The 10,620-nt window shown below is 67.2% G+C and carries 12 protein-coding genes; 4 read left to right on the top strand and 8 right to left on the bottom strand.

Annotation, left to right across the window (positions count from 1 at the left end; translation table 11 throughout):
• Positions 1-152: 152 nt before the first annotated feature.
• The 4 genes from QH276_RS30475 to QH276_RS30460 all read left to right on the top strand — a co-directional run bounded on the left by QH276_RS30475 (position 153) and on the right by QH276_RS30460 (position 3,160).
• Positions 153-485, top strand: a complete 333-nt coding sequence (locus tag QH276_RS30475; RefSeq protein WP_280402416.1) for a YbaB/EbfC family nucleoid-associated protein — start codon at positions 153-155, stop codon at positions 483-485.
• Positions 486-738: 253 nt separating this feature from the next.
• On the top strand, positions 739-1,992 hold the full coding sequence (locus tag QH276_RS30470; protein WP_280402415.1) for a primosomal protein: 1,254 nt from the start codon (positions 739-741) through the stop codon (positions 1,990-1,992).
• A gap of 199 nt (positions 1,993-2,191) precedes the next feature.
• Positions 2,192-2,389, top strand: coding sequence for a type II toxin-antitoxin system VapB family antitoxin (locus QH276_RS30465; protein ID WP_280402414.1), 198 nt, complete (start codon positions 2,192-2,194; stop codon positions 2,387-2,389).
• 87 nt (positions 2,390-2,476) lie between these two features.
• A complete protein-coding gene (locus tag QH276_RS30460; RefSeq protein ID WP_280402413.1) occupies positions 2,477-3,160 on the top strand; it encodes a JAB domain-containing protein in 684 nt (227 codons plus the stop codon).
• Positions 3,161-3,433: 273 nt separating this feature from the next.
• Here QH276_RS30460 and QH276_RS30455 read toward each other — a convergent pair whose 3' ends face one another.
• The 8 genes from QH276_RS30455 to QH276_RS30420 all read right to left on the bottom strand — a co-directional run bounded on the left by QH276_RS30455 (position 3,434) and on the right by QH276_RS30420 (position 10,542).
• The gene (locus tag QH276_RS30455) at positions 3,434-4,342 is read right to left on the bottom strand and encodes a metal ABC transporter permease (protein ID WP_280402417.1); all 909 of its coding nucleotides are present in this window, start codon (positions 4,340-4,342) and stop codon (positions 3,434-3,436) included.
• Between the two features lie 46 nt (positions 4,343-4,388).
• A complete protein-coding gene (locus QH276_RS30450) occupies positions 4,389-5,123 on the bottom strand; it encodes a metal ABC transporter ATP-binding protein (protein WP_280402412.1) in 735 nt (244 codons plus the stop codon).
• Complete coding sequence (locus QH276_RS30445) at positions 5,120-6,037, bottom strand: metal ABC transporter substrate-binding protein (protein ID WP_280402411.1); 918 nt, start codon at positions 6,035-6,037, stop codon at positions 5,120-5,122. The genes QH276_RS30450 and QH276_RS30445 overlap by 4 nt, the downstream gene beginning before the upstream one ends.
• A 138-nt stretch (positions 6,038-6,175) precedes the next feature.
• Positions 6,176-6,949, bottom strand: coding sequence for a succinate dehydrogenase iron-sulfur subunit (locus QH276_RS30440; RefSeq protein WP_280402410.1), 774 nt, complete (start codon positions 6,947-6,949; stop codon positions 6,176-6,178).
• A complete protein-coding gene (sdhA, locus tag QH276_RS30435) occupies positions 6,949-8,778 on the bottom strand; it encodes a succinate dehydrogenase flavoprotein subunit (RefSeq protein WP_280402409.1) in 1,830 nt (609 codons plus the stop codon). Before sdhA ends, QH276_RS30440 begins: the two co-directional genes overlap by 1 nt.
• 16 nt (positions 8,779-8,794) lie before the next feature.
• A complete protein-coding gene (locus QH276_RS30430) occupies positions 8,795-9,226 on the bottom strand; it encodes a succinate dehydrogenase hydrophobic membrane anchor subunit (RefSeq protein WP_280402408.1) in 432 nt (143 codons plus the stop codon).
• 3 nt (positions 9,227-9,229) lie between these two features.
• On the bottom strand, positions 9,230-9,628 hold the full coding sequence (gene sdhC / locus QH276_RS30425; RefSeq protein WP_280402407.1) for a succinate dehydrogenase, cytochrome b556 subunit: 399 nt from the start codon (positions 9,626-9,628) through the stop codon (positions 9,230-9,232).
• 653 nt (positions 9,629-10,281) lie between these two features.
• The gene (locus QH276_RS30420; protein ID WP_280402406.1) at positions 10,282-10,542 is read right to left on the bottom strand and encodes a GreA/GreB family elongation factor; all 261 of its coding nucleotides are present in this window, start codon (positions 10,540-10,542) and stop codon (positions 10,282-10,284) included.
• Positions 10,543-10,620 lie beyond the last annotated feature (78 nt).

The following is a 10,620-nucleotide window of genomic DNA, read 5'->3' as shown; positions in this document are numbered from 1 at the left end:
CCCCCCCGCCCCCCCCGCCCGCCCCCCGCCCCCCGGCCCCCCCCCCCCCCCCCCGCCCGCCCCCCGGGGGCCGCCGCTCCCCCCCCCCCCCCCCCCCCCCCCCCCCCCCGGCACCGCAGCGGATCGGTCCGGGTAACTAGGAGACAAAGAGTATGAGCGCGGAAATGGACGCCCTGGTAGCCGGGGCGACCCAGAAACTGGAGGCGCTCGAAGCAGCGCTGTACGGGCTGAAGCAGGTGCGCGGCCGGTTCACCACCGAGGACGGCATGGTGAGCGTGGAGGTCGACAGCGACGGCGCCCTCGTCGATCTGCGGCTGTCGGAAGCCGTCACCTCGCTCGCGCCGGCCGAGGCGTCTCAGCTCATCCTCTGGGCCTGCCGCCAGGCCGCCGAGGATGCCGGGGGCCAGCGCTCCGAGGTCGTTGCCGCACTGAACGAATCGTTCGCACCGCCGGTACCGGGCGCGGCCGGGCCGGCCGGCACCTGACACATCCACCGCCACGGTGGGAAAGCGCTGCGAGCGCACCCGGAAGATGAGCGGCGATCGTGCGCAGCGGCTACAGCGGCGTTCACCCTGTTGCGCGGTTACCGGCCGGCTCCGGATCACCGCTGGTGAAGCGTGTATCGCGGAATGCCGGCGGCGCCATGGCCGGATATGACCGGCCGCGCGCCCACTTTCCCGGGGCGGGGCGCCGACCATGGGTGGGCTCAGCCCAGCTGGACCTATTAGGCTTCCGCGTATGGCTTCTGGAGACATCGTCCCGATCGAGCTCGGTCTGACCGACGGCGATCTCGTCACCCTGTGGGCACCGCGCTGGCGTGACGGGGATGACGAGTGGGAAGCGTTCCTAGGACATGAGGACGCCCTCTACGGATTCGAATCCGTGGCCGAGCTCGCCGCCTTCATCCGGACCGACTCCGATAACGATCTGGTCGATCATCCGGCCTGGAAGGTGGTCGCCGGGCTATCGGCCGCCGAGTTGGAGCCGGAGGCCAACTATTCGTTCGATCTGGTCGGCGTCCCCGAGCTGGCGGCCGGCGATCCGGATGTGGATACCGTCGCCGAACTCGAGGACACCCTGGCGATGGTCCGCAATATCGGCGAGGTCTGTGAACTCGAGCCGGTGACCAAATTCTTCGGCACCCATCCCTCGCTGGCCGCGCTCTCCGGCGGTACGAGCATGTTCGTGGGTCGTGAAGGCCTGGAACTGTGGGATCAGATCGGCGCGGCCGTCGCCAAGAGCTGGGACGATGTGCTGGACGCAATCGATTCGGTGGTACGCGTTCCGGAGGTGGACGCCGAGGCCGTGGCCGTGGCCGAGGCGGAGCTGCTGGCCGCCGAGGAGAACGAGGTCGACGCCGACGATGTCGCCGATACCGACGACGACAGCGATTTCGAGCCGGTCGACCTGAATGCCGACGAGGACGACGACGAAGACGAGGACCTCACCTTCTGGGAGGAGGTCGGCATCGACCCGGTCAAGATCATTACGTCCGGAGCGGAATACTTCACGCTGCGCTGTTATCTCGACGACGAACCCATCTTCCTCGGTGCGAAGAAATCCATTTCGGTGTTCGGGAGCGAACGCGCGCTCGCCCGTTACCTCGCCGATGATCACGAACACGATCTGGCGCGGGTGAGCACCTTCGCCGAGGTGCAGACGGCCGCGGTGGACGGTTCGCTGGAGGTCGAGGTCACCGACGAGAACATCTATGTTCTGACCGGCCTGGCCGACGATCTGGCCGAGGGGCCCGAAGCAGTGGATACCGAACAACTGGATCTGGTGCTGGAGCTGTTCGCCGATGCCGCCGACTACGCCGAGGACGACGCGGTCGAACAGGCACTGGCGAAATCCACTCCGCTGGGCTGGTACGTCTCCTATCTGCTGAACCCGGACCCCACCCGGATGGCTCCCAACCCGCCGTTCGACGCGGAGGCGGCGGCGTGGCGCGAACTCGAACGCAACTTCGAATCCCGGCTCACCCCACGCTGATTTCGCCGCCGGGCCACCGATCGTCGCCCCCGGCTTAGGTCTCGATGTGGACACGTGCCGGTTCATTCGGTCGATAAACCGGCATCGACTCGGCAAACTGTCTGGCCAGCGGTGTTTGTCGTCGCGCAGCCCCGACCGGCTCCTTCCGGGCGGGGGCGGTGACACCGCGGCAGCAGGGCGGATGTACGAAGGAGGACGCATGCCGACAGTGCGGATCGATCTGGATCAGGATCTGCTGGCGGCCGCCGGCGCAATCATGGGTACGGAGACCAGCAAGGCAACCATTCACGAGGCGCTGCGCCGGATCGTGGTCCACGAACGGCAGCTACGGCATTTCGAACGCCTCGCCGCATCGGCACTGAACCGGTCCCCACAACCCGCGGTGCTCGAGAGCTGACGGCCGGCTCGGCAGCCGGCCGGCTATCGCGAACACTGTCGGTACCCGCTGGCATGATCCGGGCACAGGGAGTCCGGAGGGGGAATCATGTCGGTACCGATCACCGATCTGCCCATCGCCCAGCGTCCGCGTGAGCGGCTGTACGCGCTGGGCCCGCACGCGCTGAGCGACGGCGAACTACTCGCCCTGCTGCTCGGCCAGGGTAAGCGGGGTGCGAGCGCCGTGGAACTCGCGCTCGTCCTGCTCGCCGAATTCGGCGGAGTGGCCGGGCTCGCGTCGGCGCGGCCGGAGGAACTGGCCCGGCACGGCGGAGTCGGCACCGCCAAGGCCGCCGCGATCACCGCCGCCTTCCAACTCGCCGCGCGTGCGCGCTCCGGCCGGGTACCGGCCGCACCGCTGCTGCGCGCCGAGGATGTGGCGCTGGCGGCGTGGCCGTTGTTCGCCGGTGCCCGGGTGGAACGCCTGCTGGTGCTGATCTGCGATGCCCGCAATCGGCTGCGGCGCTCGGTATTCGTGGCCGAGGGCGCGATCGACGAGGTCGCGGTACCGGTACGGGAAATCCTGAACACCGTCCTACGTCACGACGGCCGCGCCTTCGCCCTGGCCCACAACCACCCCTCCGGCGACCCGTCCCCCAGCCACGACGACCGGCGCGCCACCAGCGTGCTCGCCGCAGCCGCCCAGACCGTCGGCCTGCGTTTCCTCGACCATGTGGTGCTGGCCGGTGAGGATTGGCGCCGCGCCGCCCCGCTCGAGGAGCCGGGCCTGTGACGACCGCCCGGCCCGAGCTGTGGTGCCGTCCCGAACAGGGCCGCAGCAGCCAGCCGTCGGCGCAGCTGCTCGAGGCGCCGACCCGCGCATTGCGGCACCGGACGGCTGGTCCGTTCGGAGACCACAGGGCGCGGGCAGAAAGAACCGCGACGACCGGCGCGAAGTACGCGCCGAGCGGAAGACCGCAGATCTGGCCGGGCCGTTGTCCGCCCCGGCGCCTGCCGCGGGCACTCCCGTTCAGGCGCCGGGTAACACCCTCGACCCGCCCTGAGGTCAGCCCGGTATGCCAGGGGTTTCCGCGCGGACCGTGGTGGCGCTGCCGTTGCGGGCGCGGCGGCGAGCGGCTACCAGCCGGGAGCCGATCAGGCCCTGCCGGGGTGCGAACAGGTAGACGGCGGTGAACACCGTGCCCTGGGCCAGCACCATGGTCGCGCCGGGGGCGGTATCGGCGTAGTAGCTCACGTAGAGGCCGACGACGGCGCAGACCGCCGAGAGCGCCGGCGCCAGCACCAGCATGCGGCCGAATCGGTCGGTGAGCAGGTAGGCGGTGGCGCCCGGGATGATCAGCATGGCCACCACCAGGATCACCCCGACCGCCTGGAGCGCCACGACCGCGGTCAGCGCGAGCAGCCCGAGCAGTGTCGCGCCGAGAACCCGCGGGTTCAGGCCGATCGCATAGGCATGAACAGGATCGAAGGCGTAGAGCGTGAAATCGCGTCGTTTGAGTACGAGGACGACGAATACCACCGCGGCCAGCAGGGCGATCTGGATCAGCTCGGCTTCGCTCACCCCGAGAATGTTGCCGAAGATGATGTGGTTGAGGTCGGTATCACTGGGGGTCACCGAGATCAGTACCAGGCCGAGGGCGAACAGGGTGGTGAATACGATGCCGATGGCGGCGTCCTCTTTCACCCGCGTGGTGTCGCGGACCAGGCCGATCAGTGCCACGGCCAGGAATCCGAAGATCACCGCGCCCACGGCGAACGGGGCGCCGGCGATATAGGCCAGCACCACCCCGGGCAGCACGGCGTGCGAGACCGCGTCGCCCATGAGCGACCAGCCGACAAGTACCAGCCAGCACGACAGCAGGCCGCAGACGACGGCCGCGACCAGGCTCGTGGCCAGCGCCCGCACCATGAAGGCGTACCGCAGCGGTTCGAGCAGGAATTCGACCAGATCCATGACAGTCACCTGATTGCTCCGTGGAAGCCCCCGGCCGGGGCGGATGTCACCGTTGTTCCAGTACGTCGAGGCCGAAGGCAAGCGCGAGATTCTCCGGCCGCAGGGCCTCCGCTGTACTGCCGTGCACCAGCACCCGGCGCATCAGCAGCGCCGCCTCGTCGGCGAGTCCGGGCAGGGCGTGCAGGTCGTGGGTGGAGATCAGCACCGTCGCCCCACCGGCGGCCAGTTCACGCAGCAAACTCGTGATCGTCGCCTCGGACCGTTTGTCCACACCCGCGAACGGTTCGTCGAGCAGCAGAATCCGTGCGCCCTGCGCGATCCCCCGGGCCACGAACGCGCGTTTGCGCTGGCCACCGGAGAGCCGGCCGATCTGCCGGTCCGCCAGCTCGGTCAGCTCTACCCGTTCCAGTGCCTCATCCACCGCGGCCCGGTCGGCACGGCTCATCCGCCGGGTGAAACCCATCCGGCCGTAGCGTCCGGTACTCACCACATCGCGCACCGACAGCGGGAACGACCAGTCCACGGCCTCACTCTGCGGTACGTAGCCGAGCACTCCGGAGCGCCGCGCCGCGGCCGGTTTCGCGCCGCCGATACGGACGGTGCCGTGGTCGGGGACGATCATGCCCATCAGCGTTTTGAACAGCGTCGATTTACCGGAGCCGTTCATCCCGATCAGCGCGCATACCCGGCCCGGGTCCACCGCCAGCCGGACGCTGTCGAGCGCCTGCACCTCACCGTAGTAGACGGTGACCTCGTCGATGTCGATCGCGGGCTTTGTCATGACCGGCTCCCGGTGAGTGCGGCGGCAATGGTCTCGGCATCGTGCCGGATCAGATCCAGATAGGTCGGTACGGGACCGTCGGCCGCGGACAGCGAGTCCACGTAGAGGACGCCGCCGAACCGCGCGCCCGTAGCCTCGACGACCCGCTGCATCGGCGCGTCGGAGACGGTGGATTCGCAGAACACCGCGGGCACCCGGTTGTCGCGGACGTATTCGATCACCCGGGTGATCTGCTGCGGTGTGGCCTGCTGTTCGGCATTGACGGGCCAGATGTAGGCCTCCGACAGGCCGGCGTCACGCGCCAAGTAGGAGAACGCGCCTTCGCAGGTCACCAGGGCGCGCTGGCGCCGCGGCAGCTCGCGCAGTTCGGCGACGAGATCGTCGTGCACCTGTTGCAGCCGGAGTTTGTAGGCCGCGCCGTTGGCCCGGAAGGCGGCCTCTTGTTCGGGTAGGAGGCGGGTGAAGGCCGCGACCATGTTGTCGACATAGGTCTGGACGTTGAGCGGCGACATCCACGCGTGCGGATTGGGTTTACCCGCGTAGGCGTCGGAGGTGATCGGCACCGCGGCCACCCCGTCGCTCACGGTCACGTGGCCGGCGTCCAGATCGGCGACGAACTGACCGAACCAGGCTTCCAGGTTCATCCCGTTGTCGAGGATGAGATCGGCTTTGGCGGCACGTTTGATATCGCCGGGCGTGGGTTCGTAACCGTGGATCTCCGACCCGGGTTTGGTGAGCGACTGCACCTCGAGGTGTTCCCCGGCCACATTGGCGGCGATATCGGCCAGCACCGTGAAGGTGGTGACCACCACCGGTTTACCGGTCCGCGGCAGATGGAACGTCTGGCACGCGGTGAGCGCGACCGTCAGCCCGCAGGCCGCCAGCACGGCGGAAATCCGGAGAAACACCCGCATCCGAACCACCGCCTTCCAGTCAGAATGGTAAGTTCGGGTACCCGAATTATCAAGTTCGTGTGACGCAACCCAGTCGGCCGGGAAAACAAAACCGCCCCCGTGCCGGGCACAGGGGCGGTTCGGGCGGCAACGCCGGGCTCAGCGCGCGAACAGCAGTGCGCGCTTGACTTCCTGGATCGCCTTGGTGACCTCGATACCGCGCGGGCAGGCATCGGTGCAGTTGAAGGTGGTGCGGCAGCGCCACACCCCGTCGACCTCGTTGAGGATGTCCAGCCGCTCCCGGGCGCCTTCGTCGCGGCTGTCGAAGATGAAGCGGTGCGCGTTCACGATCGCGGCCGGGCCGAAGTAGCTGCCGTCGTGCCAGTACACCGGGCAGGACGTGGTGCAGCAGGCACACAGAATGCACTTCGTGGTGTCGTCGAACCGGGCACGGTCGGCCTGGCTCTGGATCCGCTCGAAGGTCGGCTCGTTACCAGAGGTGATCAGGTAGGGCTTCACCGCGCGGAAGGCGTCGAAGAACGGTTCCATATCGACGACCAGGTCCTTTTCCACCGGCAGGCCGCGGATCGGTTCGACGGTGATGGTGACCGGCTTGCCGTTCTTCGGCAGCATGTCCTTCATCAGGACCTTGCAGGCCAGCCGGTTCACCCCGTTGATCCGCATCGCGTCCGAACCGCACACCCCGTGCGCACAGGAGCGCCGGAAGGTGAGCGTGCCGTCCAGGTAGGACTTGATGTAGATGAGGAGGTTCAGGAAGCGGTCGGTCGGCAGCGCCGGCACCTGGAACGATTCCCAGCGCTGACCCTGCCCGTCCTCCGGGTTGAACCGCGCCACCTTGACGGTGATCATGGTCGAGCCCTCGGGGACCGGCGCCGGGTTCGCGGCTGCGGGCTTTTCGGCTACAGCGGTCATCAGTACTTACGCTCCATCGGCTCGTAACGGGTCTGCACCACCGGCTTGAAGTCGAGCCGGATATCCGAGAGGAGATCCGAGCCTTCCTTGTAGGCCATCGTGTGCCGCATGAAGTTCACGTCGTCGCGGTCCGGGTAGTCCTCGCGGGCGTGACCGCCGCGCGATTCCTTGCGGTTGAGCGCGCCGACCACCGTGACTTCGGCCAGCTCCAGCAGGAAGCCCAGTTCCAGGGCCTCGAGCAGATCACTGTTGTAGCGTTTGCCCTTGTCCTGCACCGTGATCCGGGCGTAGCGCTCCTTGAGCGCGTGGATATCGGTGAGGGCCTGCTTGAGCGTGTCCTCGGTGCGGAACACCGAGGCGTTGTTGTCCATCGACCGCTGCAGTTCGGTGCGGATGTCGGCGACCCGCTCGTTGCCGTGGTCGGACAGGATCAGCGACAGCCATTCCTGCACCATCTGCGCCGGGTTCTCCGGCATCTCGACGAATTCGGCGCGCTGGGCGTATTCGGCGGCGGCGATACCGGCGCGGCGGCCGAACACGTTGATATCGAGCAGCGAGTTGGTGCCGAGCCGGTTGGCGCCGTGTACGGAGACGCAGGCGCATTCACCGGCGGCGTACAGGCCGGGGACGATATCGGTGTTGTTGCGCAGCACCTCGCCCTGAATACGGGTGGGGATACCGCCCATCACGTAGTGACAGGTCGGGAAGACCGGCACCAGTTCCTTCACCGGATCCACACCCAAGTAGGTGCGGGCGAACTCGGTGATATCGGGCAGTTTCTCCTCGAGCACGTCCTCGCCGAGGTGGGTCACGTCGATGTAGACGTAATCCTTGTTCGGGCCGGCACCCCGGCCCTCGAGCACCTCGAGCACCATCGAGCGGGCGACGATATCGCGCGGCGCGAGGTCCTTGATGGTGGGCGCGTAGCGTTCCATGAACCGCTCGCCGTCCACATTGCGCAGGATGCCGCCCTCACCGCGGACCGCCTCGGAGATGAGGATGCCGAGCCCGGCCAGGCCCGTCGGATGGAACTGGTGGAATTCCATATCCTCGAGCGGCAGGCCCTTGCGGAACACGATCGCCATACCGTCGCCGGTGAGCGTATGCGCGTTGGAGGTGGTCTTGTACATCCGGCCGGAACCGCCGGTGGCGAAGACGATCGACTTGGCGTGGAATACGTGCAGTTCGCCGGTGGCCAGCTCGTAGGCGACCACACCGGTGGCGACCGGGCCCCGCTCGGTCTCGCTCATCACCAGGTCGAGCACGTAGAACTCGTTGTAGAACTCGACATCGTGCTTGACGCAGTTCTGGTACAGCGTCTGCAGGATCATGTGGCCGGTACGGTCGGCCGCGTAGCAGGCACGCCGCACCGGGGCCTTGCCGTGGTCACGGGTGTGCCCGCCGAACCGGCGCTGGTCGATCTTGCCCTCGGGCGTGCGGTTGAACGGCAGGCCCATCTTCTCCAGGTCCAGCACCGCGTCGATGGCCTCTTTGGCCATGATCTCCGCGGCGTCCTGGTCGACCAGGTAGTCGCCACCCTTGACCGTGTCGAAGGTGTGCCACTCCCAGTTGTCCTCTTCGACGTTGGCCAGGGCCGCGCACATACCGCCCTGCGCGGCACCGGTGTGGCTGCGGGTGGGGTACAGCTTGGTCAGCACCGCGGTCCGCGCCCGGGGGCCGGCCTCGATGGCCGCCCGCATACCAGCGCCACCGGCACCGACGATGACGACGTCGTAGCGGTGCTCCTGAACAGGCCGAGACTGAACAGTTGCGCTGGTTCGTTCGCTGCTCTCAGCTGCCGCGTCGGTTCGTTCGCTGCGCTCACTCATGCGAGGGGGCCCGTTCCTAACTGATATTGGGGTCGAAGGTGAAGATGACGTAGGTGCCCACGCCCATGATCAGGATCATCGACAGCACCAGCAGCGTGTTCAGCCAGAAGCGGGTCGAATCCTTGCGCGAGTAGTCGGCGATCACGGTGCGCAGACCGTTCCCACCGTGCAGCTGCGCCAGCCACAGCATCGCGAGATCCCAGATCTGCCAGAACGGGCTCGACCAGCGGCCGGCGACGAACGCGAAGTTCAGCCGCTTCACCCCACCGTCGAGTAGCAGCATGATCGCCATATGGCCGAGGACCAGCACGATCAGCGCGACACCGGAGAACCGCATGAACAGCCACGCGTACTTCTCGAAGTTGCCGCCGGTCCGGGCCCGGGGCGAGCGGGGCAGATCCAGGCTCGCCGGGCGATCGTAGGACTTACCGAGAACAGGTGCAGACATGGCTCAGTGCTCCGTCAACAGTAGGTAGAACATGCGGCCGATCGAGGGCACCAGGAGCACCACCAGCAGGCCGATGATGCCCCACAGCATCTGCTTCTGGTAGCGCGGGCCCTTGGACCAGAAGTCCACCAGGATCACCCGCACACCGTTGAGCGCGTGGAACAGCACGCAGAAGACCAGGCCCATTTCCATGAGCGCGACGATCGGGGTCTTGTAGATCGCGATCGCGTCGTCGTACATTTCGGGACTCACCCGGACCAGCGCGGTGTCCAGGACGTGCACGAAAAGGAAGAAGAAAACCGTGACACCGGTGATCCGGTGCAGGGCCCAGGACCACATTCCGGGGTCGCCTCGGTACAGCGTTTTGCGCTTCGGCTGAGCCGGAGCTTCTATCGTGGCCATAGAGTCTCGGTGCCTCCAACATCGTTGATGGACCCGGTCACAGATCCCGGCACCGGTGCGGCGGGGCCGGAATTCGGTGACGCACCAGCCGGATGTGACAGGGCCCTATCCCGGGGCCGCGGTCGCTGGGCTCGCCGCCGCCGAACGTGTAACCGATCTGTTCTGGACTCTAATCCCCTCACATTCGGGGAACTAATTCGGCGTGCCGCGCGTTTCGCCTGGGTCACACAGGTTAGGGTTACCTTTGTCGGGTCGCCACGGGGTTACGCGACGGGTCGAACGCGCCCGCACAACCCGGGGTGCCGAATACCACCCGCATCGCGATATCGCCCGTAAACCATTGCCCCGCAACCGCTTTCGCCAACCGGACCGATTCCCGGCGAAGTGGCTCCGATTTCCGGAGGGAGCGAATGCGCACAATGTCCGGATCGCCATTGCGCGCGGGGGCAATGTGCAAAATGTCTCACCGCGGGCAGCCCAAGTTACCCAAGAGTAGCCGAGAGATCGGGGGCCGTGGAAGTTCCCGGCGAAATCCGGCGAACCGTATTCACCGTCACCCCGGTGCGCCGCGCCCTCCTCCGCCGGGCTGCGCGATTGCTTCCGCCCAGCCCGGCATCGAGGACAGTTCCGCGGCGGATATGCCGGCGCGGGCCTCAGTCGCCCTCGCGGATCGCCTCGACACGTAACCGCACAGCCTCGTCGTTGAAGACCGTCTCCACGACATCACCGGTCACATGCCCCAGTAGCGCCTGGCTCGCGGCCGCGCTCTCCGGATACCTGCCCACCGCCGGATCGGCGTCGTGATCGGGCACGATCTGGTACTCCAACCGCACCTCGACCTGGTCGAACGCATTGAGCTTGGACAACAACAGCTTCGAATAGACCATCACGATGAGGAACTTCGGAAGCGTCATTCGGCACCTTCCTGGCGACCACGAGGCCGAGCCGGACGGCCCGGCACCGTACATATCTCCGAACTCGGCATCGTGTTT

Origin of the sequence: Nocardia carnea (assembly GCF_029869215.1) — a bacterium.
GTDB lineage: Bacteria > Actinomycetota > Actinomycetes > Mycobacteriales > Mycobacteriaceae > Nocardia > Nocardia carnea_B.
The sequence above is the reverse complement of the archived record's forward strand: the minus strand, read 5'-3'. Positions and strand labels throughout refer to the sequence as shown.

Excerpts from the sequence above, each read along its gene's own strand:
- QH276_RS30440 (WP_280402410.1), bottom strand. The coding sequence starts at position 6,949 with ATGACCGCTGTAGCCGAAAAGCCCGCAGCCGCGAACCCGGCGCCGGTC.
- sdhA (WP_280402409.1), bottom strand. The coding sequence starts at position 8,778 with ATGAGTGAGCGCAGCGAACGAACCGACGCGGCAGCTGAGAGCAGCGAA.
- QH276_RS30470 (WP_280402415.1), top strand. The coding sequence starts at position 739 with ATGGCTTCTGGAGACATCGTCCCGATCGAGCTCGGTCTGACCGACGGC.
- sdhC (WP_280402407.1), bottom strand. The coding sequence starts at position 9,628 with ATGGCCACGATAGAAGCTCCGGCTCAGCCGAAGCGCAAAACGCTGTAC.
- QH276_RS30450 (WP_280402412.1), bottom strand. The coding sequence starts at position 5,123 with ATGACAAAGCCCGCGATCGACATCGACGAGGTCACCGTCTACTACGGT.
- QH276_RS30475 (WP_280402416.1), top strand. The coding sequence starts at position 153 with ATGAGCGCGGAAATGGACGCCCTGGTAGCCGGGGCGACCCAGAAACTG.
- QH276_RS30460 (WP_280402413.1), top strand. The coding sequence starts at position 2,477 with ATGTCGGTACCGATCACCGATCTGCCCATCGCCCAGCGTCCGCGTGAG.
- QH276_RS30430 (WP_280402408.1), bottom strand. The coding sequence starts at position 9,226 with ATGTCTGCACCTGTTCTCGGTAAGTCCTACGATCGCCCGGCGAGCCTG.
- QH276_RS30445 (WP_280402411.1), bottom strand. The coding sequence starts at position 6,037 with ATGCGGGTGTTTCTCCGGATTTCCGCCGTGCTGGCGGCCTGCGGGCTG.
- QH276_RS30455 (WP_280402417.1), bottom strand. The coding sequence starts at position 4,342 with ATGGATCTGGTCGAATTCCTGCTCGAACCGCTGCGGTACGCCTTCATG.
- QH276_RS30420 (WP_280402406.1), bottom strand. The coding sequence starts at position 10,542 with ATGACGCTTCCGAAGTTCCTCATCGTGATGGTCTATTCGAAGCTGTTG.
- QH276_RS30465 (WP_280402414.1), top strand. The coding sequence starts at position 2,192 with ATGCCGACAGTGCGGATCGATCTGGATCAGGATCTGCTGGCGGCCGCC.